Origin of the sequence: Geodermatophilus tzadiensis (assembly GCF_003002915.1) — a bacterium.
In the GTDB taxonomy this organism is placed as follows: Bacteria; Actinomycetota; Actinomycetes; order Mycobacteriales; family Geodermatophilaceae; genus Geodermatophilus; species Geodermatophilus tzadiensis.
Window position 1 is genome coordinate 1 of record NZ_PVTG01000011.1, and the last position, 25,833, is coordinate 25,833.

Genomic DNA, 25,833 nt, shown 5'->3' on the forward strand with positions numbered 1-25,833 from the left:
CACCCGCTACGACAAGCACGTCCGCAACTACGCCGGCGCGCTCAACCTCGCCGCGCTACTGACCTGGCTCCCTTGATCCGGCAGAAACTCCCTAGCGGACCTCGACGCCGCGCCAGAACGCGACGCGGCCGGTGATCTCCTTCGCCGCGTTCTTGGGCTGCGGGTAGTACCAGGCCGCGTCCGGGTTGGTCTGCCCGTCGACCTCGAGCGTGTAGTACGACGCCTCGCCCTTCCACGGGCAGGTGGTGTGGGTCGACGACGGGCGCAGCACGTCCTCGCGCACCGACTCGCGCGGGAAGTAGGCGTTGCCCTCCACGGTGACGATGTCGTCGGACTCGGCGACGACGGTCCCGTTCCAGGTGGCTGTGGTCATGACCGGATCGTCCTCCGCGCCCGGCCCCCGCGGCACCCCGCGGACGCGTGAGACCTGGTCGGCTGGGCATGGGAGCGGGGGAGGGGTGTGCACCGGCCCGTCGCGCCGGCCCATCGGCGTCGCGTCGCGCCGCACCCGCCCGAGCCGCCGCCGACGACGAGGAGACGCCATGTCCACCCCCGACCCCGACGACCAGCGCCACGGCATGACGCCCCGGCCCAAGCGCGGGCGGGCGCTGCTGCTCGCCACCTTCCTGGGCGTGATCGTCTTCGTCTTCCTGTTCATCACGCTGGTCAGCCAGTGCGGCACGGGCGAGGACACCGCCCAGGGCCCGAGCTCCGTGGTCGAGCACCAGGTGCCCTCGGCCGTCGGGGTCTGATCGGCGACGACGTCCCGGCCGACCGCTCCCGGCCCGTGTCATGCTCCCGGCCGGTGACCGGCGCCGCGCCCGGCGTCGGCCGGAGACCAGGAGCTCGACATGACCCACCCCGGACAGCCCGGCTCCAGCGTCCCCGGCCCATCCGGCCCCGGCCGGCCCGGCGCGGCGCCCCGGGGCGCCGGCAGGGGCCGCAGGATCGGCGGCGCCGTCGCGGCGGTGGCGGTCGCCGGCGGGATCGCCGCGGTCACCCTCGGCGGCTTCGGCAGCCCCGAGGTCGGTGACTGCGTCCAGCAGGAGGGCGTCGACTCGGTGGAGACGGTCGACTGCGACAGCTCCGAGGCGCAGTACCGCGTCGTCGGCACCGAGGCCGACGAGGTGACCGAGGCCGAGTTCTCCGACACGGCCTACACCCCGTGCACGGAGTTCGAGACCGCCGTCCGGGCGCTGTGGCGCGCCGGGGACAACGGCGACGGCACGGTCTACTGCGTCGAGCCGGTCTGACCCACTGCCCGCGAGCGCCCCGCCGGACCGACCGGCGGGGCGCTCGCGCGTCCGGGGCCGGTCAGCGGTCGAGCAGCGCGAAGGTGGCGACGGCGTGCGCGACGGCCTTCCCGTCCTGCTCGACGTCGGCCTCGCAGATGGTGAGGTGCTCGCCGCGGGTGCGCACCCGGCCGCGCACGTCCAGCCGCCCCGGCCGACCCGGGCGCAGGTAGGTCACGGTCAGCTGGCTGGTCGCCGGCACCTCGCCGTCGCCGATGGTGGTGCGCACCGCCTGGCCCATCACCGTGTCGACCAGGGTCGCGACCACCCCGCCGTGCAGCGTGCCCGCCGGGTTGAGGTGCTCGTCGCCGGCGTCGAAGGCGAGCGTCGCGGCACCGTCGCCGGCCTCCTGCAGGGCCGCGCCCAGCCGTTCCGCGAACCCGCCGACCGTCGCGTCGTCTGCCATGCGCGGCCGGTACCCGGTGCCGTGCGCGGGACACCCCCCGGCCGGACGGCGCGCGGCTAGGGTCCGCCGCCGTGGCGGTGCGGCGGCGGACGTGGATCGCGCTCGCGGCGGTCGTGGTGGCCCTGCTGGCGGCCGTCACGCTGGTCTGGTTCCAACCGCAGAAGCTGTTCTACGACCAGCGCGTCGACGAGGCGCTGCCGTCGGCGGAGGCGCCGTCCCCGGCGCCCGCCGGCGAGCCGACCCCCGAGCCGCCGCCCGGACCGGTGGACCTCGCCGCCGGCACCTTCGTCTCCCGCGAGCACGACACCGCCGGCACCGCCCGGGTGGTGGGGCTGCCCGACGGGCAGGTGGTGGTCCGCCTCGAGGGCTTCACCACCTCCAACGGCCCGGCGCTCTTCGTCTACCTCTCGCAGAACCCCGCGCAGGGGGAGGAGGCGGCCTTCGACGACGAGTTCGTCGACCTCGGCCCGCTCAAGGGCAACGTCGGTGACCAGAACTACGCCGTGCCCGCCGGTGTCGACGCCGGCGGCTGGACCAGCGTCGTCATCTGGTGCGACCGGTTCGACGCGGCCTTCGGCGCCGCCGACCTCAGGCCCGCGACGGCGACCTGACCGCCGCTCACTCCGCGACGTTGCCGGCCAGGGTGGCGAGCAGTCGCCGCAGCTGCGCCACCTCGGCCTCCGCCAGCCCGGCCCGCACTCGCCGGTCGAAGGCGACCGCCACCTCGCGCAGCCGCAGGAACAGCTCCTCGCCGGCGGGGGTGAGCACCACGCGCTGTCCGCGCCGGTCGCCGGGGACCGGCGCGCGGGTGACCAACCCGTCGCGCTCCATGCCGTCGAGGTGGTGGGTCAGCGTCGGACCCCGGACGCCGACGGCCGCGGCCAGCTCCGCCTGCGTGCGGTGCGATCCGGTCCTGGCCGAGAGCAGCACCAGCCAGGTCGGCGTCGACCCGCCGGCCGTGGCCAGCGCCTGCTCGAACGCCCGGGCCAGGGTGCGCGAGGTCCGCGTGACCACGAGCCCGACGGGTTCCTCCTGCGGTCCGGGCACGCACCGAGCCTAGCGGTCCGGTAGACGACTAACCGTTAGACGTCTATCGTTTCCGGCATGGCCGGGATGTCGCGGCTGTCACCGCGCTGGCGCAAGGGGTGGGTCGTCCTGCACGTCGGGACGTCGGTCGGACTGCTGGGCGCCGACGCCGCCGTCCTGACCCTCGACGTCGCGGGCGCCACCGGTCGCGACCCGGCGACGGTCTACCCGGCGGCGCACCTGGTGGGCACCGCGCTGCTGGTGCCGCTGGCCCTCGCCGCCCTCGCCACCGGGGTGCTGCTCGGCGCCCGCACGCCGTGGGGCCTGCTGCGCCACTGGTGGGTCGCGCTGAAGCTGGTGCTCACGGCCGCCGGTGCGGTCCTCGCGCTCGCCGTCCTCGTGCCGGCGCTCGCCGGTGCCGCCGACGCCGCGCTCGCCGGTCCGCCGCTCACGGCAGGGGAGCGGTGGGGGCTGGTGCGCAACTCCTCGGCGGCCTCGGTGGTGCTGGTGACCACGCTCGCGCTGTCGGTGGTCAAGCCGTTCGGCCGCATCCGCCGACGGGCCTGACCCGGGCGGTCAGGCCGGCTCGCGGCGCATGGGGACGTGCGGGATGCCGTCCTCCACGTAGCCCGGCCCGCTGCGCCGGAAGCCGAACCGTTCGTACCAGCCCTCCAGGTGCGCCTGAGCGCCCAGCGTGATCGGCGCGCCCGCGCACTGCTCGATCCCGGCCTCGACCAGCCGCGCGGCCAGGCCCCGCCCGCGGGCGGTCGCGGCGGTGGCCACCCGGCCGATCGCGCGCGCGTCCCCGTCGTCGAGGACCCGCAGCGTGGCCAGCACCTGCCCGTCCTCCTCCAGCCACAGGTGCACCGTGGCCGGCTCGCAGTCGCGGCCGTCGAGCTCCGGGTAGGGGCACTGCTGCTCGACGACGAAGACGTCGACCCGCAGCCGGCACAGCGCGTAGAGCTCGAACGGCGTCAGCTCGGCGAAGCGGGCGCGGCGCAGCGCGGGACCGGTCACCCCTCGTTTGTAGCCGAGCGGGCTGTCGGGGCGGCGGCGTGGTCTGTTTAGGTGTGCCTACCCTGGGCTGCCACACGCACAGCCGCCGTCGTCTGCTGGAGGACCCCCGTGACCAGGCCCGCGCGGGCGACCGCCGTCGCTCTCTCCGCCCTCGCCCTCGCCGGGGGTCTCACCGCGTGCGGCGACACCGCCGGGGCCTCGGACGCCGAGACGCTCACCGTCTACAGCGCCCAGCACGAGAGCCTGGTGCGCACGATGGTCGAGGGCTTCACCGAGGAGACCGGCATCGAGTTGGAGTTCCGCGACGGCAACGACGCGGAGCTGGCCAACCAGATCGTGCAGGAGGGTGAGGCCAGCCCGGCCGACGTCTTCCTCACCGAGAACAGCCCCTCGATCGACGTCCTCGACCGGGAGGGCCTGCTCGCGCCGCTGGAGCAGGCGACCCTCGACCAGGTCGGCGAGCAGTTCCGGCCCTCCTCGGGCACCTGGACCGGCTTCGCCGCGCGCTCGACCGTGCTGGTGTACAACCCCGCGCAGCTGCCCGAGGGCGACCTGCCGGCCTCGATCCTCGACCTCGCCGACCCCGCCTGGGAGGGCCGGATCGGCATCGCGGCCGGCGGCGCGGACTTCCAGGCGATCGTCGCCGGCGTCCTGGCGCTGGAGGGCGAGGACGCCACCCGCGCCTGGCTCGAGGGCCTGCAGCGCAACGCGAACGTCTACCAGAGCAACACCGCGGTGATGGTCGCCGCCGACGAGGGCGAGATCGACGCCGGCGTCATGTACCACTACTACTGGTACCGCGACCAGGCCGAGCAGGGCCTCAAGGGCGACGACGCGCGGCTGCACCACTTCGGCAACGGCGACCCCGGCGCCTTCCTCAGCATCTCCGGCGCCGGCGTGCTCGCCTCCTCCGACCAGCAGGACGACGCCCAGCGGCTGGTCGCCTGGCTGACCGCCCGGGACGCGCAGCAGCGGCTGGCCGAGAGCACCGCGCTGGAGTACGCCGTCGGCACCGGGGTGCCCTCCGCCGAGGCGCTGCCGCCGCTGGACACCCTCGGCGCGCCCGCCGTGGACCCCGGCTCGCTCGACCAGGACCGGGTCACCGAGCTCATGCAGGAGGTGGGTCTGCTCTGAGCGCCGCCCCCGTCCTCCCGGGCCCCAGGACGCCGACCGTCCCGGCGTCCCGGGGCCGGCGCGCGCCCGGGACGCTGCGCCGCTCACCGGTCACCGTGCTGCTGGCCGCCGCGGTCGCGGCGCTGGCGCTGGTGCCGCTGGGCCACATCGTCGTGGCGGCCGTGGGCGTGGGCTGGGACGGCATCACCGAGCTGGTCTTCCGGCCGCGGGTGGCCGAGCTGCTGGTCAACACCGTCCGGCTGGTCGGCGGCGCGGTCGTGGTCTGCGTCGTCCTCGGGGTGGGCGCGGCGTGGCTGGTCGAGCGCTCGGCCGTCCCCGGCCGCCGGGTGTGGCACGTGCTGCTGGTGGCGCCGCTCGCGGTGCCGGCCTTCGTCACCAGCTACGCCTGGATCTCCCTGCTGCCCGGCTTCGACACCTACGGCGGCGCGCTGCTGGTGGTGTCGCTGTCGTACGCGCCGTTCGTCTACCTGCCCGCGGTCGCCGCCTTCCGCGGGCTGGACCCGGCGCTGGAGGACACCGCCCGTGGCCTGGGGCTGTCGACGTGGGGGGTGTTCCGGCGGGTGCAGCTGCCCCAGCTGCGGGTGGCCGTGCTCGGCGGCGCCCTGCTCGTGGCGCTGCACGTGCTGGCCGAGTTCGGCGCGCTGGCGATGCTGCGCTACCCGACCTTCACGACGGCCGTCTACGACCAGTACCGCGCCACCTTCAACGGGCCCGGCGCCACGATGCTCGCCGGCGTCCTCGTGCTGCTGTGCCTGGTGCTGCTGCTCGCCGAGATCCGGCTGCGTGGCGCCCGGGGCTACGCGCGGACCGGCGCCGGCGCGGCCCGCGCGGTGCGGCCGGTGCGGCTCGGCGCCCTCACCGCGCCCGCCCTGCTCGCGCTGGCCGCGGTGGTCGCGCTGTCGGTGGCGGTGCCGCTGGTCAGCCTGGTGCGCTGGATGGCCACCGGGACCTCCGCCGGCCTCGACGTCGACACCCTGGCCACCACCACGGGGACGACGCTGGCGCTGGCCGCCGCGGCCGCCGTCGTCACCACCGTGTTCGCGCTGCCCACCGGCTGGCTGGCCGTGCGCCGGCGCGGGCCGGTGGCCACCCTGCTCGAGCGCAGCACCTACCTCGGCAGCGCGGTGCCGGCGATCGTCATCGCGCTGGCCCTGGTCACGGTGTCCATCCGCCTGGTGCCCGGCCTCTACCAGACCGTGCCGGTGCTGCTGGCCGCCTACGCGATCCTGTTCCTGCCACGGGCGATCGTCACCGTGCGCGCGGCGGTCGAGCAGTCGCCGCCGCTGCACGACGACGTCGCCGCCTCGCTGGGCGCCTCGGCCCCCGCCCGGCTGTGGCGGGTCACCCTGCCGCTGTTGGCGCCCGGCATCGGCGCCGGCGCGGCGCTGGTCTTCCTCGCCGTGGTCACCGAGCTGACCGCCACCCTGCTGCTCGCCCCCACCGGCACCACCACGCTGGCGACGGCGTTCTGGTCGGCCAGCAGCGCCCTGGAGTACGGCGCCGCCGCGCCCTATGCCGTCGTCATGGTCCTGCTCTCGGCACCGGCCACGGTGCTGCTCTCCCGCGACGTCTCCCGGGACGTCCTCCCCGCTGCCCGACGAGGTCCCACCCCATGAGTGCGCTGTCCGTCACCGGCGTGACGAAGTCCTACGGCCGCACCCCGGTGCTCGCCGGCGTCGACCTGCACGTGCCGGCCGGCACGACCACCGCGCTGCTCGGGCCCTCCGGCTGCGGCAAGACCACGCTGCTGCGGATCGTCGCCGGGTTCGACGACCCGGACGCCGGCACCGTCGAGCTCGGCGGCCGGGTGGTCGCCGGAGCCGGGCGCCCGGTGCCCGCCCGCCGGCGCGGCATCGGCTTCGTGCCGCAGGAGGGCGGGCTGTTCCCGCACCTGACGGTGGCCGGCAACGTCGCCTTCGGCCTGCCTCGCCGGCTGCGCCGCGACCGCGCCCGGGTGGCGTCGCTGCTGGAGCTGGTCGGGCTGGACGCCGCGCTGGCCGACCGCACGCCGCACCAGCTCTCCGGCGGCCAGCAGCAGCGGGTGGCGCTGGCCCGCGCGCTGGCGCCCGAGCCCTCGCTGGTGCTGCTCGACGAGCCGTTCTCCTCGCTGGACGCGTCGCTGCGGGAGGACACCCGGCGGGCCGTGGTCGCGGCGCTGCGGGCCACCGGCGCCACCGCCGTCCTGGTCACCCACGACCAGGCCGAGGCGCTGTCGACCGCCGACCAGGTGGCGGTGCTGCGCGGCGGCGTGCTGGCGCAGCTGGCCGACCCGCGCACGCTCTACCGCGACCCGCGCGACCTCGACGTCGCCGCGTTCGTGGGCGAGGCGGTGGTCCTCGACGGGGACGCCGTCGGCGGGCGGGTCGCCTCCGAGCTCGGGGAGCTCGTGCTCGGGCGGGCGTGCCCCGACGGGCCGGTGCGGGTGCTGCTGCGCCCCGAGCAGCTGCGGCTGTCGGCCGGCCCCGGACCCCGGGCACGGGTGTGCGCGGTCGACTTCTACGGCCACGACGCCCGGGTGGAGCTCGAGCTGCCCTCGGGACGTCGGGTCAGCGCCCGCACCGAGGGCGGCGACCTGCCGCTCGCCGGCGCGGAGGTGTCGGTCGCCGTCACCGGCACGGCGGTGCCCTTCCCGGTCGGCACCCCGTCGGGCGCCCCGTGCCCGTCCCCGGCGCCGGCCCCCGCCTGAGGGCGGCGACGATCAGGTCCCCTGGTCATCGCGTGTCCTCCTCGACGGTGGGCGGTCGGGGAGGACACGCTGCGGTGGGGGAGGACGCGGGATCCGGGGACCCGCGCCCCCGGCGCCCGGACCTGGGTGCGGGCCGTGAGTTAGGTGTGCCTAAGCTCACTCCCGTGGACCTGCTCCTCTTCACCGTGGACCCCGGCTTCGGCCGGGACGTCGTCGCCGCGGGTGCGGCCGGGATCGTCGTCGACTGGGAGCGCCGCGGGAAGGCCCGCCGCCAGGCCGGCGAGGGCACCCAGATCAACGCCGACACCGCCGACGACCTCACCCGGATGCGCGCGGCCACCGACGGCCGGCTGGTGTGCCGCGTCAACGGCTTCGGTCCCTGGACGGCGGGGGAGGTGGACGACGCGATCGCCCGCGGCGCCGACGAGCTGCTGCTGCCGATGGTGCGCACGCCCGAGGAGGTCGACCGCACCCTCGACCTGGTCGCTGGCCGCTGCGGCCTGGGCATCCTCGTGGAGACCCAGGACGCGGTCGACCGGGCACCCGCGCTGGCCCGCCGGCCGCTGTCGCGCGTCTACGTCGGCCTCAACGACCTGCGCATCGACCGCCGGTCCCGGGAGCTGTTCCGCCCGCTGGTCGACGGCACGGTCGACGCCGTCCGCGCGCACGTGGCGCAGCCCTTCGGCGTCGGCGGCCTGACGCTGCCCGGCGGCGGGTTCCCCGTGCCCGGTGACCTGCTGGCCGCCGAGCTGGTGCGGCTGGGTACCGACTTCACCTTCCTGCGCCGCTCGTTCACCGCCGACATGGCCGGCCGCGACCCCTTCCGCGAGGTGCCGCGGCTGCTCGCCGCGCTGGCCGACCTCGCCTCCGCCGACCCGCTCACGGTGGTCGAGCGGCGCGCGGACTTCGTGGCCGCCGTCGAGTCGGCCGGGTCCCCGGTCCCGGTGGCCCTGCCGGCGTGAGCGGCCGGGCGCTGGTCACCGGCGCCGGCGGGTTCGTCGGCCGGCACCTGGCCGACCGGCTGCGCGCCGACGGCTGGTCGGTGACCGGGTTGACCCGCGCCGACGTCGACCTCACCGACCCGGGAGCCGCGGCCGCCGCCGTCCGCGCCGCCGACCCCGACGTCGTCTTCTCCCTCGCCGCCGGCCGCGCCAAGGCGACGGCGCAGGAGCGCGCCGCGACGGTGGCGGTCAACACCAGCCCCTGGCTGGTCGACGCGCTGCCCGACCGCTGCCGCGCGGTGGTCCGGCTGGGCTCCTCGACCGAGTACGCCGCCGGGCCGGTGCCGCTGGCCGAGGACGCGCCGCTGCACCCCCGCGGCTTCTTCGGCGCCACCAAGGCCGCCGGGTCGCTGCTGCTGCAGGCCGCCGCCGCCGAGCGCGGCGTGCGGGCCGCCGTGCTGCGCGCCTTCCAGGTCTACGGGCCCGGCGACCACCCCACCCGGCTGGTGCCCGTGGTGCTGGCCGCCGCCCGCAGCGGCGGCACCGTGCCGCTGCCGGCCGGGGTGAGCCGCCGCGACTGGGTGTGGGTGGGCGACGTCGTCGACGCCTGCGTGCGGGCCGCGCTCGCCGACGACCTGCCGCCGGGCGCGGTGCTCAACATCGGGACCGGCGTGCAGACCGGCGTCGCCGACCTGGTGGCCACCGCCGAGCGGGTCACCGGCCGGCCGATCGCCACGGCGTCGGGTGCGCACCCCGGCCGGGCGTGGGACACCGCCGACTGGGTGTGCGACCCGCGGGCGGCCCGCGCCGCGCTCGGCTGGGTGCCGACGGTCGGGCTGGAGGAGGGGCTGGCGCGCACGTGGGCGGCGGGCTGAGCGGGCCGCGGGTCGCCGTCGTCGTCCCGGTGTACGGCAACGCGGCCACGCTGCGCCCGCTGGCCCACCGGCTGGCCGCCGCGCTGGCGGGCCGGGACTGGCGGCTCCGCCTGGTGGTCGACGCCTCGCCCGACGACAGCCTGGCGGTGGCCGCGGCGCTGGCCGCCGACGAGCGCATCGGCGTCACCGGGCTGACGGTCAACGTCGGCCAGCACCGGGCGCTGGCCACCGGGCTGCTCGCCGAGGACGCCGACGTCTGGGTGTGCCTGGACGCCGACCTGCAGGACCCGCCCGAGGCGGTGCCGCTGCTGCTCGACCGGCTCGCCCGTGGCGACGTCGGCGCGGTGTTCGCCGGCCGCCGCGGCCGCTACGAGTCGCCGGTGCGGCGGCTCACCGGGACGCTGCACCGCCGGCTGGCCGCCCGCCTCACCGGCCTGCCGCCCGACGCGGGCGCCTTCCTCGCGCTGGGCCCGGCGGTGCGCGCGGCCGTCGTCGACTCGGTGCTGGGCGGCGACGCGCCGAGCGTGGTGCTCGCCGCCGGCCGCGCCGGGCTGCCGCTGGCCAGCGTGCCGGTGGCCCGCGACCGCCGTCCCGAGGGCTCCTCGTCGTGGACGGCGCGAGCGCGGCTGCGGCAGTCGCTGCGCTCGCTGTGGTGGGCGGCGCGCCGGCGGTGACTCAGGCCCGGTTGCCGTAGCGCCGCATGGTCAGCGGCCCGAGCACGGCCACCAGGGCGACCGCCCAGACCAACACCAGCAGCACGTCGGAGCCGGCGACCTCGCCGTGCACCAGCCCGCGGACGGCGGTGACCAGCGAGCTGAACGGGTTGTCCGTGACCGCGAAGCGAGCGGCCACCTCGGGACCACCGAGGTCCCCGTCGGCGCCGGTGTCGGCCTTGACCGCGTCCAGGCCCCTCCGCCGCGGCTGGCCAGGAACGAGCCGTGTGCGTTGGCCGAGCTCCTGCCTACACCACGGGGCCTGCGGTGCAGGGCGCACGGAAGACGAGCAAGTGCGGCGACTCCTCACCGTGCCCTGGAGGCAGCCGACCGTTCGACGACCTGACCGCAGGCGGCTCGGATCGTCTCCGAGTCGAGTGGGCCGGCCTCGTGGTTCATGACCGCCCGCAGGGCGTCCGGCGGGTGCTCGACGAGGGCGGCTACCGCGGTCGGCAGCGACCGGTGGATCTCCTCCGACGGGCGGTGGAAGAGCCGGACCGAGTCGGGGTCCACCTTGAGGTGCTCGGCGAGCAGTGGCCAGCGGGCCTCCAGGATCGTCCATAGCGCCAGCGGTCCGACGCCTACGGCAGACCCCTCGGCGGTCCGGACGGCCCGCATCATGCTGTAGGCCATCAGGAACCTCTTCATCACCCGAGGAGTCGGGTCGAGGAGCGGGGCGAACCGGGCGAGGGCGTGCTCGGTAGCAGCCTGTGCATCAGGTCCGAGGACGATCTTGTCGACGGCCACGTCGGCGACCTGTAGGCGGTCGTCCGGCGACATCCGGGCGTACTCGGCCAGGGCCTGGTCCGGAGGTGCGTTGGTGATGCGCGCGGACAGCTCCGCCCGAGTCGGGCCGTCCCCAAGTGGGCGGTCCGGGAGCGGTCGTCCGTCCAGCAGCCCGGAAAAGTACGGGCGTCCGAGTTCGTCGGGCAGCCGTGGCACGGGCACCGACACCTGGAAGATCTTCTGCAGGAACAGCGAGCCGACGGTCGCCCCGGGCCGGCTCACCGCATCGTCGAGCGACGTGTAGGCGTTGTCGTACGCCTTGCGGATCCACCGGCCGTCGGCGGCGACGACAACGAACAGACTCGGCGCCGTGTCCGGCTCCGCCGGCGACCCGTGCCGGGTGGGATGGGGCTCGCGCATCAGCTTCTGCACGACGTCGAGAAGTTCGACGACGAACGTGTCCGGACACCGGTCCAGATCGTCGACGAGCAGGAGCAGCGACCGCCGCGCACGACCGAACACCCACCGGAAGTGGTCGGCGAGGTTCTCCATGGGGTCGGCCCGGTTGTCGAGGAACGCCTGGGCGGACCGCCGTGAGTCCAGGGAAAGGAAGCGTGCCCCGAGACTGGAGAGGGCCCACACCGCAGCGGCGAGTGGCACCATGCCTCCCGCGAGCCTCCCGACGTCGCCCCACCGGCTCAGCGTCACGCCGCCGGCCGCGGTGGCGGCGACGAGCCAGACGAGCGTCGCGGTCGCCGCTGTGACCAGGGCGAGGGCGACCCACTGCCAGGCGCTGACCAATCTGGCCCGTTCCCGCATCGAGAAGACGAACCGTCGCCACCGGGATGTCTGGCTCCTGCGCACCTCCGACCGCACCGCTTGCAAGAGGGTGAGCCACGACGGGCCGACCCGGGACTGCCGCCACGCGTCGTACGTCGCCACCAGCCACGGGTTCCTGACTGCACTGCTCTCCGGTCGGGAGCTGTGCGCGCGGGGGTCCGCGGCCAGTTCGGCGAGGAAGCGGAGCAGAGTGCTCTTGCCCGCGCCCCAGGCGCCGTCCACGTGAACGAGGAAGGACCGCCCTGGGAATTCGGTCTCCAGAGTCGCTAGCTGGTCCCACAACGCCTCGGCTACCTTCGCCCGGCCTAGCTGGTCGGCCGCCATACCGACGGGCTCATCGGCCACGAACCGGACATGCTGCCGCTGCTGCCCGCCGGCGGTGTGCCCACCTGCGAGCTCCGCGTTTCGCCCCGCGTCGGCTCCCGCATCGACGACCGCATCCACGACGCCGTGCTGCCGCATGGCCCGGACGACAGCGCACCCTTCGACGGACAGTGCGCCGGCCAGGAGGTGCCGGGTGCGGACCCATCCGTCGACGCCCTCCCGTGCGAGATCGAAGGCCCGTTCCACCGCCTGCGCTGTGTGCCGGGACATGGGCGGGAGCCCCGTGAGCTCCGTCGGCTGCACGTCCTCCGGCAGGGACACCTCCACGGCCTTGGCGATGATCTCTCTCAGCCGGTCCCGGTCGATCCCGTGCCGCTCCAGCAAGCGGCGGGTGGGCCCGTCCTCCTTCTGGTAGAGGCCCTCGATCAGGTGCTCCATGTGCACCTCGCGCTGGTTCAGGACGCGACGCAGGCCGTCCGCATACGCCAACGCCGCCTGGGACGAGGGCGAAAGCGCCACCGGGGGCGAGGGCGCGAGGCGGTCCTGGGCGGCGGGGAGCTCGTCACGCCCTGCGGCGGGTCGGGGCGACGCCCGATGCAGCCTCTGCCTGAGCTCGCCTAGGAGCCTCCGCAGCACGGGGTCGTCCCGGGAGCCGTCCCATCCCGAGAGATCCACCGTCTGGTAAGTCATGAAGCTGCGCGGTACGGCACGGAAACCGTCCAGCGTGACCGGCACCAGCGTCCTCGCGGCGGCCGCGCGGTCGGCCTCCCGGAGGAGCCACTCCGACTGCCTGACTCCCTCGGTCCAGATCACCAGGACGGCCGATGCGCCCTTGAGGAGCTTCGTGTGGACCGCCTCCCAGTCGTCACCGGGGCGGAGCGCTTCCTCCAACTGGAGCGCCGCGATGCCCTCCTCGCGCAGGGTCTCGAGGAGCGGCTCGGCCCGCCTAGCCCCCTCCTGCGCGACGCTCACGAAGACGTAAGGCTCGGACGGGAACCCGACGTTCCGGGTTCCCCTCGCCGGTCCCGCAGGGAGGTCGCGGGACGTCGGTGTCTCGGTCATCGGCCCCTCGACTCGTCAGCGCCTGAGTCACGTGCGCGGTCCCGGCCGGCAGCGCGGCATCGGCCGTCACTGTCCGGTCAGCCCGTCACCGCACCGTCACGAGGGCCACGACCGAAGGCCGACAGCTGGTCGGCGCGGGTGCGCGCCGCGGCCCGGGAGTAGCCCAGCAGGAGCGCACCGCCCGCGGGCACCGGCCCGCCGGCGGGCGCCGCGTCGACGTACGCCGTCACGTGCCCCACCTCCTGCTCTGCGCCTCGGGTGCGCGCACCGTCGCGCGCGGGTGTGACGCTTCCGACCGCGCGGGGGGCGCGGACTCACCGGTGCCGCGGGTCAGCGGCTCCAGAGCTGCAGGACGAGGTCGGTCCGGGTGGCGGGGAAGGCGCGCTCCTCGGCGAGGGAGAGGCCGGCGGCGGTGAGGATCCCGTCGTCGTCGGTGGGCACCGGCTCGCCGTCGATCTCCCGCCGGACCAGCCACACGCGGTCGGCGTCGGCGGGGGCGTCGTCGGGCGGCAGGACGACGTCGGGCCGCAGGCGCGGGGCCAGGGTGCGGACGTAGTGGTCCAGGCCGAGGGCGGAGCGCTGGTCGGCCGCGACCACCGGCTCGCCGGGCCGCTGCAGCCGGGCGAGGGTGGCCACCACCTCGTCGGAGCGCTCCCGGGGCTCGCGCACGGCCAGCGGCGAGGCGGCGAGCAGCGAGAGGCCGACCAGCGCCGCGGCCACGGGCGCGCGGGCGCCGCGGGGGAGGGCGGCGGCGCCGGCGGCGGCCAGCACGCCGAGCCCGACCAGCCCGGCCAGCAGGTAGCGGGGGTGGTACACCGGCCGGACCAGCTCGCCGGCGAGCAGGAGCAGCAGCGGCACCAGCAGCCAGCAGGTGCCGACGACGCGGACGCCGGTCCCGCGCAGCGCGCCGACGACGGCCAGCCCGACGGTCAGGTACAGCAGCGGCGTGCGGCCCCCGGCCCAGGCCTCGACGGCCAGGTCGGGAAAGGTGCCGCCGGTGTCGCGCAGGTGCTCGGCGTTGCGCGCGCCGGTGCCGTTGAGCAGGTTGAGCGCGACCAGGCCGAGGGTGGGCAGCACCGCCGCGGCGCTGATCGCGACCACGCGGACGGCGGCCCGCCCGCGCAGCAGCAGCGCCGCGACGACGAACGCCGCCAGCACCGTGACCGCGTACCAGTGGGCGAGCCCCGTGCCCGCGCCGGCGAGACCGAACAGCAGCAGGCCGCGCGGTGGCTCCTGCAGCCAGCGGACCAGCCCGAGCAGCGCCCCGCCGGTGGCCAGCACGGCGAGGCCGTAGCTGCGGGCCTCGACGGCCTGGGCGAGCAGCAGCGGCGCCGTCGCCACCACCAGACCGGCCAGCACGCCGGTGGGCCGCCCGGCCAGCCGGGTGACCGCGCGGGTGACCAGTGCCAGGCCGCCGGCGGTCGCCAGCACGGACAGCACCCGCAGCGAGGTGTCCCCACCCAGGCCGGGCAGGGCCATCCACGCGTGCACCACGACGTACCAGGGCGCGTTGTAGGACGGGGGGACGTCGGCGAGGTAGCTCGTCGTCCCCTCGCCGCTGACGATCGCCCGCAGGATCTCGCCGAGCGGGCGCCGTCCCACCTCGGCGGTGAACAGCTCGTCGAACCACAGCCCGTGGCCGGGGGCGAGCAGGACGGCGGCGAGCAGCACCAGCACGACCGGGGGGAGCAGCTCGACCGGCGTCCAGCGGGCGACCGGGACCGCCGGCGGTACCCCGACCGGGTGCGGCGCCGTCGTCGTCACGGAGAGGAAGGGTAGGCGACCCTTCCTCGGGCGGACCGTCGGTGCGGGGGAGCAGGCTGCGCGACGTGGACCCCTGTGCCGGCCCGGGACCCGCGCCGCCGCCGTCCTCGGAGGGAGTGCGGGCGCGGTTCCGCCGGCAGGGCCGGCGGGACACCGCGCACGATCTGGCCGTGCGCCGGCGCCTGCACGCGCGCGGTGTCCGTTACCGCGTCGACGTGCGGCCGTGGCCCCGTCCAGAGGCTCGCCCCGAGCCTGCGAGGGGTGAGGAGGACGGGGTCCTTACCGGGTGCTTCTGGCACGGCTGCCCGTCGTGCGGGCACCTGCCTCGGGCGAACCGGGCGTGGTGGGCGGCCAAGCTGGCGGCCAACACCGCCCGCGACCGCCGCGCCGACGCCGTGCTCACCGCGCTGGGCTGGCGGGTGCTCCGCTTCTGGGAGCACGAGGACCCCGACGACGTCGCCGACGCCATCTGCGCCGTGCTGGGCCGCTGACCGTCGTCACTCGTCCCGAGCGCCGCGGGCGCGCTGGACCACCGGGCTGCCGATCCACAGCCAGCCGAGCAGCGCCGCCACCACGCCGCCGGTGACGAGGGCCTGGGGCAGCGCGAAGAGGAAGTCGACCACCAGCACGACGGCCGAGACGATCGCGACGGCCAGCACGACGAGGCCGAGGAAGGCGTTGCGGTTGCTGCGCCGCAGCAGGTCCTCCTTGTCGTGCTGGCGGAACAGCGCCCGGTGCTGCGCGGCCGGGGCGATGAGCAGCCCGGTGGCCACCACGGCCGCGATCAGGGTCACGAAGTAGACGTCGCGCTGGAAGTCCGTCGCCCGCTCCGTGGCCTGCTGGAACGGCACGACCAGCAGGAAGGCGAACAGGAACTGCACGCCGGGCAGCGCCACCCGCAGCTCGTTGAGCAGCTCCATCAGCTCCCGGTCGATGCGCTCCGCGTGCGTCTCGTCGCGACCGGAGGCGCCCCGGCGGGTGCCCTCGGGGCTCCGGTCGCGCTCGTCGGCCGCGGCGCCGTCGACGGCGGCCCTGCGTGCGGGACCCGGTCGCGCGCCGCGCCGTGCCCGCTGTCCCGATCCCGTGGTGGCCATGTCCCTGGTCCTCCTCCTCGGATCCCGACGTCCCCCTGGGTCCCGCGACCCCGTGTGCGGGTGACGCGTCTACCCGCTGGCAACCCCCGCGTCACCCGCCGGCCACTCTCCTCGCCCGGACGTGGGTAGGGGAGAGGCATGTCGATGGGGGATCCGATGACGCCGCACCAGCAGCAGCCCGGCGACGAGGTCGCCGCCGCCGACCCGGGTGCCGGGGGACCGCCGCCGGCCGAGGGCTTCGGCGTCGGGGGCGAGGAGCCCGACCGACCCGAGGAGGCCGACGAGGCCGGCCGCACCGCCGGCGAGGTGGCGACGCCCGACACGCCGTTCACCCCGCCCGACCCCGGCACCGTCCGCCGTCCGGGCGCCGGGTGACCTGCACCGCGGCCGTACCGTCGGGAGCGTGGACCTGAGCGTGCTGCCCCGCCGTACCGCCGACGAGCTCGACGCGATGCGCGACGCCGGGCGCGTGGTGGCGCAGACGCTGCAGGTGGTGCGCGCCGCGGCGGTGCCGGGGGTCAAGCTCCGCGAGCTCGACGACCTGGCGCAGACCGCGATCCGGGAGGCCGGGGCGACGTCGTCCTTCCTCGGCTACAAGCCGGCCTGGGCGCCGACGGCCTACAACGGGGCGCTGTGCCTCTCGCCCAACGAGGTGGTCGTGCACGGCCGGCCGAGCGGGCAGCGGCTCAAGGAGGGCGACCTGCTCAGCGTCGACTGCGGCGCGATCGTCGACGGCTGGCACGGCGACGCCGCGATCACCGTCCGGGTGGGCGCCGGCAGCGAGGACGACGCCCGGCTGGTGACCGCCACCGAGGAGGCGCTCGCCGCCGGGATCGCCGCCGCGGTGCCGGGCGCGACGCTGCAGGACGTCGCGCAGGCCGTCGACGCCGTCGCCCGCCGCTACGGCTACGCGCACCTGCCCGACCACGGCGGGCACGGCATCGGCCGCTCGATGCACGAGCCGCCGTTCGTGCCCAACCGCCCGCAGACCGGCCTGGACCGGGTGCGGCTGCACGCCGGCAGCACGCTGGCCATCGAGCCCATGCTGCTGGCCGGCGGCGAGCGCTACCGGCACAAGAAGGACGGCTGGGCGGTGGTCACCGCCGACGGACGGCGCGCCGCGCACGTCGAGCACACCGTCGCGGTCACCGACGAGGGGCCGGTCGTCCTCACCGCCCTCTGAGCGCGGTCACCGCTGCCGGCGCCGGGTCATCGCCCACCGGACGGCGCGCCGCTGCGCCGCGGCCAGCGGCGGCGGCGCCCACGAGGTCGTCGGCGGCTGCAGCGCGGTGCCCAGCTCCACGCGCAGCAGGTCCACGCCGTCGAGCAGCGCGCCGTGCTGCGACCAGGCCGCCGGGTCCGCCCGGGGGTCGACCAGCAGGGCGTCGGCCAGCCGGCCGCGCAGCTCGAGCAGCGCCGTCAGCGAGCCCAGGTCGGTGCCCGACGCCACCCGGGTGCCGTCGGCCACCGCCCCGGCGTCGCGCAGGGTGGTCGCGACGACGAGCAGCACCTCGGCCAGCGCCTCCCGCGCGGGCGGGGACCAGGCGCGGTCGGCCTCGTCCTCGGGCAGGAAGTAGGTGCGGTCGAGCAGCACCCGTGCGACGGTGCGCAGGCTGACGTGCAGCCGCTCCAGGGCGGTCAGCGTGTTCCGCAGCCGGGGCTGGGCCTCGCGGGCCGCCCGCCCGCGGGGGTTGAGGCGGGCGCTCTCCTCGGTGCGGGCGAGCCGGCGGTCGGCCCGGGCCAGCTCCGTCGCCAGCCCGCGGGCCCGGGTGAGCAGCTCGTCGGCGAGGCCGCGCGACCACGGGCCGCGCAGCGAGGCCGCGAGTTCCTCGCTGACGGCGGCCATGCGCTCGGCCAGCTCGGCGATGGCCTCGCCGGCCGGCTGGATGTAGAGCGGCGGCGCGATGACCAGGTTCACCAGCACCCCGACCGCCGCGCCGACCAGGGTCTCGGTGACCCGGTCGAGCGCCGCGCTCTCCGCCCCGCCCACCGCCAGGACGAGCATCGCGCTGATCGGCACCTCGGCCAGGTGCGGCCCGAGCCGCAGCAGCCGGCCGACGACCAGCGAGAGCGCCACGACCAGCCCGAGGCTCCACCAGCTCAACCCCACGACGGAGGCGAACAGCGCCGCGATCAGGACGCCGGCGGTGACGCTCGGGATCCGCTCCCAGCCGGTCGCCAGCGTCTCGTACAGCGTCAGCTGCACGACCAGCAGCGCGGTCAGCGGCGCGAGGATCGGCGAGCTGCTGGTGTCCAGCCAGGTCGCGACCTGGAACGCCACCACCGCGGCCAGCACGGTCTTGGCGGTGCGCAGGCCGGGGGTGCGCCCGCGCCGCAGGAGCCGCGGCAGGAGCCGGTGCAGCCGGCGGGGCAGGGCGTGCGGTCCGGCCACGGCTGCCAGTGTCCCCGGCGGGCGGGCCGGACACGCGCCGGCCGCCGCCCGCGTCGTGCGGGCGGCGGCCGGAGGGGAAGCGCGGTCGGCCCGGCCCGGAGGCCGCGGCGCCGCTGCGGCGGTGCGTCAGCGGCGGGCGGTGCCCTTGATGACCTCGCTGGCGCGCTGCTGCTCACCGGCGTAGGAGCTGACCCACACCAGCGCGCCGGTCAGCGCCGGGATGACCCACTGCAGCGCGTCGAGCTGCTCCTGGGCGGCGGCGATCTCGGCCTTGGTGAGCTTGGTCGGCTTGGTGCCCGACCGCGACGACGGGTTGTCCTGGCTGTTGACGATCTGCCCCAGCGAGCGGCTGTAGGCGGTGACGCCCAGCGCGGCGGCGGTCAGCACGGTCTTGAGCGTGGACATCGCGGCCACGCCCTCCTGGTTGGCCACCCGGCCGCGGTTGCCGATCAGCTGGCCGACGCTGCCCACCAGGTGGGCGCCGATGGCGACCGCGTTGACGGGGGTCCAGCGGTTCCAGCCCTCGTTGGCGACGCGTCCGGTGTCCTTGCCGGCCGCGGACGCGGCGGGGTTGAGGGCGACGGCGTTGGCCAGCGTGCCGCCGAACCAGGCGGACAGGCCCAGGTCGTGCAGGGCGCGGGACAGGGTGTTGCGGGCCATGGATGTCTCCAGCAGGTCGGGTGCGGTGAGATCGCCACCTACCCGCTCATCCGGGGACCATTCCCGCAGCGTGCATCCCGGTCCGGCGCCGGACCCCCAGCCGTCCTCAGCGTGCGTAGCGGACGGCGGCCCGGGCGCGGGCCTTCTCCGCCTCGACGGCGCGGTCCTTGGGCGGGGCGGTGGTGACCAGCGCGTCGAGCAGCCGGGCCGACGCGGCGGCCACCTCGGCGACGGCGCGGTCGAAGGCCTCGGCGTTCACCCGCGCCGGTCGCGCCGAGCCGCTGATCTTGCGCACGTACTGCAGCGCCGCGGCGGTGACCTCCTCGTCGGTCGCCGGCGGCTCGAAGTTCGACAGCGGGCGGATGTTGCGGCACATGCGCGCAGCGTAGGACCGGGGTACGACCGCGGGACCCGTCCGCGACCGGACGGGTCCCGCAGTCGGCCTCCCTGCAGGGCCCCGCCGCGAGCTCGCGAGCGGTGGGGGGCAGGGAGGTCCTCCTAGAAGCCCGCGCGGTCGACCTTGCGGTGGTAGCGGGTGCCGAGCGTGCCGCCGAGCAGCGCGCCGACCAGGGTGACGACCAGCACCGCCGCCAGCGTGACGAGGCCGGCCGTGGTCGCGGTGCCCTCGTCGATCGGGATGCGCGGCAGGTTGAGCTGCTGCAGCACGTTGTACTGCGCCCCGAGCACCGTGCCCACGATCGCCAGCACGACCACGACCAGCAGGCCGATCAGCCACACGGCCAGGCCCTGGCGGGCGCCGTCGAAGCGGGCCATCCGCCCGGCGACGTACCCGCCGGCCAGGTAGGCGAGGAAAAGGATCACCAGCAGCGCGATGCCGCCGGCGATGCCGAGGGTGCTCGCCGGGTCGGCCGGCACGTCCTCGACGCCGTCGACCTCGGCGAGGCTCAGGCCCACGCCGGTCGCGGCCAGGAGCGCGGTCAGCACGACCGCCAGCCCGTTGGCCGACAGCCAGCCGAAGAAGGCCGCGCCCCACTTGATCCCGCCGAACCGCGCCCGCTGCGCCGCGACGGCGTCCCGCGCCGGCCCGCGGGTGACGCTCGCGCCCTCGGTCGTCACGGTCGCGTCGTGGTCGTGGTGGGTACGGTCGTTGGTCGCCATCGGACCTCCTCGTCGTGGGCGGGTAGGGGAGCTCCCGGCCCGGCGTGCGCCGGCCCGTCCGGCGCGTCCGCGCAGGCCAGGTACCCGGTCGTGACGATCGTGAACAGCGGCGCCCCGACCGGGTGACCCGCGGGAGGTGGCATGACGGTCCTGCTCGTGGACGCCGCGAACGTCGTCGGCGCCCGCCCCGACGGGTGGTGGCGCGACCGCGCCGGGGCCACCACCCGGCTGCTGCGGCTGCTGGCCCCGCTGGCCGGCCGCGCCGTCCCGGACGTCGGCCTCGTCACCGAGGTGGTGGTCGTCGTCGAGGGCGCGGCGGCCGGGGTCCCGCAGCCCGACGGCGTCCGGCTGGTGCGTGCACCCGGGAGCGGGGACGACGCGCTGGCCGCCACCGCCGCCGGCCTGGCCGCCGCGGGCCGCCGGGTGCTCGTGGTGACCGCCGACCGCGGCCTGCGCGCCCGCCTGCCGGCCGGGACCGGGGTCATCGGCCCCGGCCGGTTGCTGGCCGCGCTCGATCGCATGGCGGGCAACGGACCGGGGTAGCCGGGACCGGACTGCCGAGCCGGGGATGGCCTCGGCGCACTCCGAGCCGAGGAGCCCGACCGCATGCCCCAGACCGTCCTGATCACCGGAGCCTCCAGCGGCATCGGCCGCGCCACCGCCCACCTCTTCGCCCGGCGCGGGGCCTCCCTGGTGCTGCTCGCGCGCGGCCGGGAGGCGCTGGAGGAGACCGCCGCCGAGGTGCGCGCGGCCGGTGCCGCCGACGTCGTCGTCTGCCCGGCCGACGTGCTCGACGAGGACGCGCTGCGCCGCGCCGTCGAGGGGACGGTGGCGCGCACCGGCCGCCTCGACGTCGTCGTCCACGCCGCCCAGGTGGTCGCCTACGGGAAGCTGGAGGAGGTGCCCAAGGAGGTCTTCGAGCGGGTGGTCGACACCGCGTTGCACGGCACCGGCAACCTCGCCCGCACCGTGCTCCCGGTCTTCCGCCGGCAGGGCGCCGGGCACCTCGTCGTCGTCAGCTCGCTGTTGGCGTCGGTGACCACGCCGTTCATGGGCAGCTACACCACCGCCAAGTGGGGCCAGCTGGCGATGATCCGGACGCTGCAGCAGGAGACCCGCGACGTGCCCGGCATCCACGTCTCCGCGGTCGCGCCCGGCGGGGTGAACACCCCCATCTACTCGCAGGCCGGCAGCTACATCGGCCTCAAGGGCCGCCCGCCCATCCCGATCTACTCGCCCGAGCGCGTGGCCCGCTCGGTGGTCGCCCGGCTGGACCGGCCGCGGCGGCTCGTCCAGTCCGGCTTCGCCAACCCCGTCGTCATCCTCGGCTTCCGGCTGTTCCCGGCCGTCTACGACCTGCTCGTGGGGCCGCTGCTGCGCATGTTCGCCCTCGCCGACGACGACAGGACGCCGCCGACCGAGGGCAACGTGTTCGAGTCGCGGCCGGCCGGCAACGCGACGAAGGGGCGCTGGCACGGCATCCCGTGAACAGCGTGTTGCGCACCGCCGCACCCCGTTGACCTGGGGTCGGGGCCGGGACGAGGCTGGCCCTCCCCGCCGCCGGGCGGGCCGACCGCCGGAGGCACCGTGACCGTCGACCCCACCGCCCGTCCCGCCCCGACCCGGCACCCCGCGCACGCGGGTGTCGAGGCCGAGCGGGTCGGCGCCGAGTACCTGGAGCGGCGCCGGCTGCGCACCGGGACGGCGGGCTGGCTGCTGCTGGCCGGCCTCGGCGTCTCGGCGGTCATCTCCGGTGACTACGCCGGGTGGAACTTCGGCCTGGCCGAGGGCGGCTTCGGCGGGCTGCTGATCGCCACGGCGCTCATGGCGGTCATGTACACCGCCATGGTGTTCGGCCTGGCCGAGCTCGGCTCCGCGCTGCCGACGGCGGGCGGCGGCTACACCTTCGCCCGGCGCGCGCTGGGCCCGTGGGGCGGGTACGCCACCGGCGTCGCGGTGCTCATCGAGTACGCCATCGCGCCGGCCGCGATCGCCACCTTCATCGGCGCCTACGTCGAGTCCCTCGGCCTGTTCGGCATCACCGACGGCTGGTGGGTCTACCTCGCCGCCTACGCGCTGTTCATCGGCATCCACCTGATGGGCGTCGGCGAGGCGCTGAAGGTCATGTTCGCCGTCACCGTGGTGGCCGTCGCCGGGCTCGTCGTCTTCCTCGTCGGCGCGGTCCCGCAGTTCGACGCGGCCAACCTGACCGACATCGCGCCCACCGACGCCGCCGGTGCGTCGTCTTTCCTGCCGTACGGGCTGATCGGCATCTGGGCGGCGTTCCCGTTCGCGATCTGGTTCTTCCTCGCCGTGGAGAGCGTGCCGCTGGCCGCCGAGGAGGCCCGCGACCCGGCCCGCTCGATGCCGCGGGGGATCGTCGCGGCGATGGGCGTGCTCGTCGTCCTCGCCGTCCTCATGCTGGTGTTCACCCCGGGCGCCGGCGGCGCGTCGACCATCGCCGACTCGGGCAACCCGCCGGTCGACGCGCTGGCCGCCTCCGCGGCGCCGGACGCGCTCACCCGGGTGGTCAACTACGCCGGGCTCTTCGGCCTGGTGGCCAGCTTCTTCTCGATCATCTACGCCTACTCGCGGCAGGTGTTCGCGCTGTCCCGCGCCGGCTACCTGCCGCGGGCGCTGTCGGTGACCAACTCCCGCCGGGCGCCGGTGCTCGCGCTGCTGGTGCCCGGCGCGATCGGCTTCGTGCTCTCGCTCACCGGCCAGGGCGCGATGCTGCTGAACATGGCCGTCTTCGGCGCGACGGTGTCCTACGTGCTGATGATGGTCAGCCACATCGCGCTGCGCCGCCGCGAGCCGGACCTGCCGCGCCCCTACCGGACGCCCGGCGGGACGGCCACCACCGGCGTGGCGCTGGTGCTGGCCGCCGCCGCGGTCGTGGCCACCTTCCTCGTCGACGTCACCGCCGCGCTCTGGACGCTGGCGGCCTACGTCGTGTTCCTCGCCTGGTTCGCCCTGTACAGCCGCCACCACCTGGTGGCCTCGGCGCCGGAGGAGGAGTTCGAGCTGCTGGCCGACGCGGAGGACGACGTCCGGTGAGCGCCCGGCGCGGCACCGTGGGCGGGCACACCTTCGAGTTCCCGACGCTGGTCGAGCTGCTGGCCAGGGCGACGCCGCTGCGCTCGGGTGACGTGCTGGCCGGCTGCGCGGCGGAGTCGGCGGCCGAGCGGGTCGCCGCCCAGGAGGTGCTCGCCGACCTGCCGCTGGCCACCTTCCTCGACGAGCAGGTGGTCGGCTACGACGAGGACGACGTCACCCGGCTGGTCCTCGACACCCACGACGCCGCGGCGTTCGCGCCGGTCGCGTCGCTGACGGTGGGGGAGTTCCGCGACCGGCTGCTGGCCTGGGCCGCGGCCGGTGACGAGGCGTCGATCTCCGCGCTGGCCCCGGGGCTGACGCCGGAGATGGTGGCGGCCACCTCGAAGCTGATGCGCAACGCCGACCTGGTCGCCGTCGGCCGGCGGACGCGGGTGGTCACCGGGCTGCGCAGCACGATCGGCCTCCCCGGGACGCTGGCCTCCCGGCTGCAGCCCAACCACCCGACCGACGACCCGCTGGGCGTGACCGCCTCGATCGTCGACGGGCTGCTGCAGGGGTCGGGCGACGCGGTCATCGGCATCAACCCGGCCACCGACTCACCCGCCCGCACCGTGGCACTGCTGGAGCTGGTCGACGCGGTGATCGAGCGCTACGGCATCCCCACCCAGTCGTGCGTGCTGGCGCACGTGACGACGACGCTGCGGGCGCTGGAGCAGGGTGCCCCGGTGGACCTGGTGTTCCAGTCGGTGGCCGGCACCCAGGAGGCCAACCGCGGCTTCGGCGTCACCCTCGACCTGCTGGCCGAGGCCCGGGCCGGGGCGCTGGCGCTGGGCCGCGGCACGGTCGGCGACAACGTCACCTACTTCGAGACCGGGCAGGGCTCGGCGCTGTCGGCCGGCGCGCACCTCGGCGTCGGCGGGCGGCCGGTGGACCAGCAGACGCTGGAGGCCCGGGCCTACGGCGTGGCCCGGCACTACGCGCCGCTGCTGGTGAACACCGTCGTCGGGTTCATCGGCCCGGAGTACCTCTACGACGGCAAGCAGGTGCTGCGCGCCGGGCTGGAGGACCACTTCTGCGGCAAGCTGCTCGGCCTGCCGATGGGCGTGGACGTCTGCTACACCAACCACGCCGAGGTCGACGGCGACGACACCGACTCCCTCATGCTGCTGCTGGGCGCCGCGGGCTGCTCGTTCCTCATCGCCGTCCCGGGCTCGGACGACGTGATGCTGCACTACCAGTCGCTGTCGTTCACCGACGTGCTCACCGCCCGGCAGGTGCTCGGGCTGCGCCCCGCGCCGGAGTTCGAGGCGTGGCTGGCGCGCATGGACCTGCTCGACGACGCCGGCCGGGTGCGCGAGCTCGCTCCCGACGCGCCCGCGGCGCGGGCCCTGCTCGCGGCGGCGTCGGCGTGAGCGAGGCCCTCGACCGGCCGCTGCCGCCCGGGAACGACCCGTGGACGGTGCTGCGCGCGGCCACCCGGGCGCGGGTGGCCCTGGGCCGCGCCGGCGACGCGCTGCCCACCGCCCGCGAGCTGGAGTTCCGCGCCGCGCACGCCGCCGCCCGCGATGCGGTGCACCAGCCGCTGGACCCGGACGCGGTGCGCGCCGCGCTGCCCGGGCGCGAGCTGCTCGAGGTGCACTCGGCCGCGCCCGACCGGGCCACCTACCTGCAGCGGCCCGACCTCGGCCGGCAGCTGGCGGAGGGGACGGCGCTGCCGCGGACCGACGCCGACCTCGCGGTGGTGGTCGCCGACGGGCTGTCCCCGCGGGCGGTGCACGAGCACGCCGCGGGCCTGGTGACCGCGCTGCTGGAGCGGCTGCCCGGCTGGCACGTGGCCCCGCTGGTGCTCGCGCACCAGGCCCGCGTGGCGCTCGGCGACGCCGTCGGGCAGGCGCTCGGCGCCCGGGCCGTCGTCGTGCTCATCGGCGAGCGGCCCGGGCTGTCCTCGGCCGACTCCCTCGGCGTCTACCTCACCTGGGACCCGCGGCCCGGCCGGGTGGACTCCGAGCGCAACTGCGTCTCCAACGTCCGCCCGCCGCACGGGCTGTCCTACGCCCAGGCCGCCGACACCGTCGCCGCCCTGCTGGGCGCGGCCCGCGAGCTGGGCGCCTCGGGGGTCGCGCTCAAGGACGAGGGCCCGGCGCTGACCGCCGGCTGAGGTCAGGCGAAGAACTCGTCGACCGTCGCCTGCTCGGTGTGCGCCGCCCGGAACTCGGCGGCCCGGCCGTCCTCGAAGCGGAGGAGGTGGGCGGCCAGCACGTCGAGGTGCCGGTCGCCGCGGTGGGCGGACATGTGGACCAGGGCGACGCCGTGGGTGTCGTCGGCGAAGACCCGCTGCACGTCGATCCGGAAGCTGCCCCCGGTGTCCGCCATGATCCGGCCGAACAACTCGAACACCGCGGACGGGCCGGTGTAGGTCCCGGAGAGCCGGTTGCGGCCGGGCTCGTGCCACCGGATGTCCGGCGTCCAGAGCTCGGTGAGGCGGTCGAGGTCGCCCTTCCCGAAGGCCTCGTAGGCCTCGTGCAGCCGGGTGACGTTGGGGTGGTCGGACACGTGCACTTCCTCCCGAGACGGCCCCCGTGGACGGTGAGGCCAGTGTCGATCCCGTCGCCCCTGCGCGGGAAGCGAATTACCGGGGTCCCGGTCTCCCGCCACGCGTCCCTACGACAGCACGGAGGGGAGGGAGCGCGCGGCGTCCCTCCCCT

The 25,833-nt window shown here is 76.2% G+C and carries 32 protein-coding genes; 18 read left to right on the forward strand and 14 right to left on the reverse strand.

Translation table 11 applies throughout. The annotated features are described in order from the left end of the window. Nucleotides 1–91: 91 nt before the first annotated feature. The gene (locus tag LY71_RS14365) at nt 92–373 is read right to left on the reverse strand and encodes a DUF427 domain-containing protein (RefSeq protein ID WP_106278719.1); all 282 of its coding nucleotides are present in this window, start codon (nt 371–373) and stop codon (nt 92–94) included. Nucleotides 374–542: 169 nt separating this feature from the next. Here LY71_RS14365 and LY71_RS14370 point away from each other — a divergent pair, with 169 nt between their 5' ends. Then, nucleotides 543–752, forward strand: a complete 210-nt coding sequence (locus tag LY71_RS14370; RefSeq protein WP_106278722.1) for a hypothetical protein — start codon at nt 543–545, stop codon at nt 750–752. A gap of 99 nt (nt 753–851) precedes the next feature. Continuing rightward, nucleotides 852–1,253: an LppU/SCO3897 family protein gene (locus LY71_RS23485; protein WP_170121363.1), complete on the forward strand. Its 402-nt coding sequence runs from the start codon at nt 852–854 to the stop codon at nt 1,251–1,253. A gap of 61 nt (nt 1,254–1,314) precedes the next feature. Here LY71_RS23485 and LY71_RS14380 read toward each other — a convergent pair whose 3' ends face one another. After that, a complete protein-coding gene (locus LY71_RS14380) occupies nt 1,315–1,698 on the reverse strand; it encodes a PaaI family thioesterase (RefSeq protein ID WP_106278725.1) in 384 nt (127 codons plus the stop codon). A gap of 71 nt (nt 1,699–1,769) precedes the next feature. Here LY71_RS14380 and LY71_RS14385 point away from each other — a divergent pair, with 71 nt between their 5' ends. After that, the gene (locus tag LY71_RS14385; RefSeq protein ID WP_211297345.1) at nt 1,770–2,309 is read left to right on the forward strand and encodes a DM13 domain-containing protein; all 540 of its coding nucleotides are present in this window, start codon (nt 1,770–1,772) and stop codon (nt 2,307–2,309) included. A 7-nt stretch (nt 2,310–2,316) separates the two neighbouring features. Here the strand turns inward: LY71_RS14385 and LY71_RS14390 are convergent, their stop codons facing one another. Beyond that, nucleotides 2,317–2,745: a MarR family winged helix-turn-helix transcriptional regulator gene (locus LY71_RS14390; RefSeq protein WP_106278727.1), complete on the reverse strand. Its 429-nt coding sequence runs from the start codon at nt 2,743–2,745 to the stop codon at nt 2,317–2,319. 57 nt (nt 2,746–2,802) lie between these two features. Here LY71_RS14390 and LY71_RS14395 point away from each other — a divergent pair, with 57 nt between their 5' ends. After that, a complete protein-coding gene (locus LY71_RS14395; protein ID WP_106278730.1) occupies nt 2,803–3,291 on the forward strand; it encodes a hypothetical protein in 489 nt (162 codons plus the stop codon). A 9-nt stretch (nt 3,292–3,300) separates the two neighbouring features. On the opposite strand, the gene LY71_RS14400 is transcribed toward LY71_RS14395, so the two are convergent. Further along, a complete protein-coding gene (locus LY71_RS14400) occupies nt 3,301–3,741 on the reverse strand; it encodes a GNAT family N-acetyltransferase (RefSeq protein WP_106278732.1) in 441 nt (146 codons plus the stop codon). A gap of 108 nt (nt 3,742–3,849) precedes the next feature. On the opposite strand from LY71_RS14400, the gene LY71_RS14405 reads away from it, so the two are divergent. The 6 genes from LY71_RS14405 (at nt 3,850) to LY71_RS14430 (ending at nt 10,051) form a co-directional block, all read left to right on the forward strand. Further along, a complete protein-coding gene (locus tag LY71_RS14405; protein WP_106278734.1) occupies nt 3,850–4,875 on the forward strand; it encodes an iron ABC transporter substrate-binding protein in 1,026 nt (341 codons plus the stop codon). Between the two features lie 95 nt (nt 4,876–4,970). Beyond that, nucleotides 4,971–6,491 (forward strand): ABC transporter permease, encoded by a 1,521-nt coding sequence (locus LY71_RS14410; RefSeq protein ID WP_245887901.1) that lies wholly within the window; start codon nt 4,971–4,973, stop codon nt 6,489–6,491. Continuing rightward, nucleotides 6,488–7,561 carry an ABC transporter ATP-binding protein gene (locus tag LY71_RS14415; RefSeq protein ID WP_106278739.1) on the forward strand — a complete coding sequence of 358 codons (1,074 nt, stop codon included), beginning with the start codon at nt 6,488–6,490 and terminating at the stop codon, nt 7,559–7,561. The genes LY71_RS14410 and LY71_RS14415 overlap by 4 nt, the downstream gene beginning before the upstream one ends. Nucleotides 7,562–7,725: 164 nt before the next feature. Continuing rightward, complete coding sequence (locus tag LY71_RS14420) at nt 7,726–8,523, forward strand: aldolase/citrate lyase family protein (protein ID WP_245887902.1); 798 nt, start codon at nt 7,726–7,728, stop codon at nt 8,521–8,523. Continuing rightward, the gene (locus LY71_RS14425) at nt 8,520–9,377 is read left to right on the forward strand and encodes an NAD-dependent epimerase/dehydratase family protein (protein ID WP_106278745.1); all 858 of its coding nucleotides are present in this window, start codon (nt 8,520–8,522) and stop codon (nt 9,375–9,377) included. The genes LY71_RS14420 and LY71_RS14425 overlap by 4 nt, the downstream gene beginning before the upstream one ends. After that, the gene (locus tag LY71_RS14430) at nt 9,362–10,051 is read left to right on the forward strand and encodes a glycosyltransferase (protein ID WP_245887903.1); all 690 of its coding nucleotides are present in this window, start codon (nt 9,362–9,364) and stop codon (nt 10,049–10,051) included. The genes LY71_RS14425 and LY71_RS14430 overlap by 16 nt, the downstream gene beginning before the upstream one ends. A gap of 1 nt (nt 10,052) precedes the next feature. Here the strand turns inward: LY71_RS14430 and LY71_RS23490 are convergent, their stop codons facing one another. The 4 genes from LY71_RS23490 to LY71_RS14440 all read right to left on the reverse strand — a co-directional run bounded on the left by LY71_RS23490 (nt 10,053) and on the right by LY71_RS14440 (nt 14,806). Next, the gene (locus LY71_RS23490; RefSeq protein ID WP_170121364.1) at nt 10,053–10,229 is read right to left on the reverse strand and encodes a hypothetical protein; all 177 of its coding nucleotides are present in this window, start codon (nt 10,227–10,229) and stop codon (nt 10,053–10,055) included. A gap of 167 nt (nt 10,230–10,396) precedes the next feature. Beyond that, nucleotides 10,397–13,042, reverse strand: a complete 2,646-nt coding sequence (locus LY71_RS14435; protein WP_106278748.1) for a P-loop NTPase fold protein — start codon at nt 13,040–13,042, stop codon at nt 10,397–10,399. 77 nt (nt 13,043–13,119) lie between these two features. Next, nucleotides 13,120–13,272 (reverse strand): hypothetical protein, encoded by a 153-nt coding sequence (locus LY71_RS23495; RefSeq protein WP_170121365.1) that lies wholly within the window; start codon nt 13,270–13,272, stop codon nt 13,120–13,122. Nucleotides 13,273–13,372: 100 nt separating this feature from the next. Beyond that, complete coding sequence (locus LY71_RS14440; protein WP_106278750.1) at nt 13,373–14,806, reverse strand: glycosyltransferase family 39 protein; 1,434 nt, start codon at nt 14,804–14,806, stop codon at nt 13,373–13,375. Nucleotides 14,807–15,201: 395 nt separating this feature from the next. Here LY71_RS14440 and LY71_RS24155 point away from each other — a divergent pair, with 395 nt between their 5' ends. Next, entirely contained in the window at nt 15,202–15,297 is a 96-nt protein-coding gene (locus LY71_RS24155; RefSeq protein WP_245887904.1) for a very short patch repair endonuclease, read from the forward strand. 6 nt (nt 15,298–15,303) lie between these two features. On the opposite strand, the gene LY71_RS14450 is transcribed toward LY71_RS24155, so the two are convergent. Further along, entirely contained in the window at nt 15,304–15,900 is a 597-nt protein-coding gene (locus LY71_RS14450; RefSeq protein ID WP_211297346.1) for a DUF6328 family protein, read from the reverse strand. 138 nt (nt 15,901–16,038) lie between these two features. Here LY71_RS14450 and LY71_RS14455 point away from each other — a divergent pair, with 138 nt between their 5' ends. Then, nucleotides 16,039–16,275, forward strand: a complete 237-nt coding sequence (locus LY71_RS14455; protein WP_106278756.1) for a hypothetical protein — start codon at nt 16,039–16,041, stop codon at nt 16,273–16,275. Between the two features lie 28 nt (nt 16,276–16,303). After that, nucleotides 16,304–17,083 (forward strand): type I methionyl aminopeptidase, encoded by a 780-nt coding sequence (gene map, locus LY71_RS14460; protein WP_245887905.1) that lies wholly within the window; start codon nt 16,304–16,306, stop codon nt 17,081–17,083. Between the two features lie 6 nt (nt 17,084–17,089). Here the strand turns inward: map and LY71_RS14465 are convergent, their stop codons facing one another. The 4 genes from LY71_RS14465 to LY71_RS14480 form a co-directional block, all read right to left on the reverse strand. Beyond that, nucleotides 17,090–18,292, reverse strand: a complete 1,203-nt coding sequence (locus LY71_RS14465; protein ID WP_170121366.1) for an aromatic acid exporter family protein — start codon at nt 18,290–18,292, stop codon at nt 17,090–17,092. Between the two features lie 126 nt (nt 18,293–18,418). Then, a complete protein-coding gene (locus LY71_RS14470) occupies nt 18,419–18,952 on the reverse strand; it encodes a hypothetical protein (protein WP_106278762.1) in 534 nt (177 codons plus the stop codon). Nucleotides 18,953–19,058: 106 nt separating this feature from the next. Further along, nucleotides 19,059–19,328: a DUF2277 domain-containing protein gene (locus LY71_RS14475; RefSeq protein ID WP_106278764.1), complete on the reverse strand. Its 270-nt coding sequence runs from the start codon at nt 19,326–19,328 to the stop codon at nt 19,059–19,061. 122 nt (nt 19,329–19,450) lie between these two features. After that, the gene (locus LY71_RS14480) at nt 19,451–20,071 is read right to left on the reverse strand and encodes a hypothetical protein (protein ID WP_106278767.1); all 621 of its coding nucleotides are present in this window, start codon (nt 20,069–20,071) and stop codon (nt 19,451–19,453) included. 141 nt (nt 20,072–20,212) lie between these two features. On the opposite strand from LY71_RS14480, the gene LY71_RS14485 reads away from it, so the two are divergent. From LY71_RS14485 to eutC, 5 genes are all read left to right on the forward strand, one after another. Then, nucleotides 20,213–20,614, forward strand: a complete 402-nt coding sequence (locus LY71_RS14485) for a hypothetical protein (RefSeq protein WP_106278770.1) — start codon at nt 20,213–20,215, stop codon at nt 20,612–20,614. A gap of 63 nt (nt 20,615–20,677) precedes the next feature. After that, complete coding sequence (locus LY71_RS14490) at nt 20,678–21,559, forward strand: SDR family NAD(P)-dependent oxidoreductase (protein ID WP_106278773.1); 882 nt, start codon at nt 20,678–20,680, stop codon at nt 21,557–21,559. Between the two features lie 99 nt (nt 21,560–21,658). Continuing rightward, the gene (gene eat / locus LY71_RS14495) at nt 21,659–23,128 is read left to right on the forward strand and encodes an ethanolamine permease (protein WP_211297347.1); all 1,470 of its coding nucleotides are present in this window, start codon (nt 21,659–21,661) and stop codon (nt 23,126–23,128) included. After that, nucleotides 23,125–24,540 (forward strand): ethanolamine ammonia-lyase subunit EutB, encoded by a 1,416-nt coding sequence (locus LY71_RS14500; RefSeq protein WP_106278776.1) that lies wholly within the window; start codon nt 23,125–23,127, stop codon nt 24,538–24,540. Before eat ends, LY71_RS14500 begins: the two co-directional genes overlap by 4 nt. Next, nucleotides 24,537–25,286 (forward strand): ethanolamine ammonia-lyase subunit EutC, encoded by a 750-nt coding sequence (eutC, locus tag LY71_RS14505; RefSeq protein ID WP_106278780.1) that lies wholly within the window; start codon nt 24,537–24,539, stop codon nt 25,284–25,286. The genes LY71_RS14500 and eutC overlap by 4 nt, the downstream gene beginning before the upstream one ends. 2 nt (nt 25,287–25,288) lie before the next feature. On the opposite strand, the gene LY71_RS14510 is transcribed toward eutC, so the two are convergent. Further along, entirely contained in the window at nt 25,289–25,681 is a 393-nt protein-coding gene (locus tag LY71_RS14510; RefSeq protein WP_170121367.1) for a nuclear transport factor 2 family protein, read from the reverse strand. Between the last annotated feature and the right edge of the window lie 152 nt (nt 25,682–25,833).

Excerpts from the sequence above, each read along its gene's own strand:
- LY71_RS14365 (WP_106278719.1), bottom strand. The coding sequence starts at position 373 with ATGACCACAGCCACCTGGAACGGGACCGTCGTCGCCGAGTCCGACGAC.
- LY71_RS14370 (WP_106278722.1), top strand. The coding sequence starts at position 543 with ATGTCCACCCCCGACCCCGACGACCAGCGCCACGGCATGACGCCCCGG.
- LY71_RS23485 (WP_170121363.1), top strand. The coding sequence starts at position 852 with ATGACCCACCCCGGACAGCCCGGCTCCAGCGTCCCCGGCCCATCCGGC.
- LY71_RS14380 (WP_106278725.1), bottom strand. The coding sequence starts at position 1,698 with ATGGCAGACGACGCGACGGTCGGCGGGTTCGCGGAACGGCTGGGCGCG.
- LY71_RS14395 (WP_106278730.1), top strand. The coding sequence starts at position 2,803 with ATGGCCGGGATGTCGCGGCTGTCACCGCGCTGGCGCAAGGGGTGGGTC.
- LY71_RS14415 (WP_106278739.1), top strand. The coding sequence starts at position 6,488 with ATGAGTGCGCTGTCCGTCACCGGCGTGACGAAGTCCTACGGCCGCACC.
- LY71_RS14435 (WP_106278748.1), bottom strand. The coding sequence starts at position 13,042 with ATGACCGAGACACCGACGTCCCGCGACCTCCCTGCGGGACCGGCGAGG.
- LY71_RS14450 (WP_211297346.1), bottom strand. The coding sequence starts at position 15,900 with ATGGCCACCACGGGATCGGGACAGCGGGCACGGCGCGGCGCGCGACCG.
- LY71_RS14455 (WP_106278756.1), top strand. The coding sequence starts at position 16,039 with ATGTCGATGGGGGATCCGATGACGCCGCACCAGCAGCAGCCCGGCGAC.
- LY71_RS14470 (WP_106278762.1), bottom strand. The coding sequence starts at position 18,952 with ATGGCCCGCAACACCCTGTCCCGCGCCCTGCACGACCTGGGCCTGTCC.
- LY71_RS14475 (WP_106278764.1), bottom strand. The coding sequence starts at position 19,328 with ATGTGCCGCAACATCCGCCCGCTGTCGAACTTCGAGCCGCCGGCGACC.
- LY71_RS14480 (WP_106278767.1), bottom strand. The coding sequence starts at position 20,071 with ATGGCGACCAACGACCGTACCCACCACGACCACGACGCGACCGTGACG.
- LY71_RS14485 (WP_106278770.1), top strand. The coding sequence starts at position 20,213 with ATGACGGTCCTGCTCGTGGACGCCGCGAACGTCGTCGGCGCCCGCCCC.
- LY71_RS14490 (WP_106278773.1), top strand. The coding sequence starts at position 20,678 with ATGCCCCAGACCGTCCTGATCACCGGAGCCTCCAGCGGCATCGGCCGC.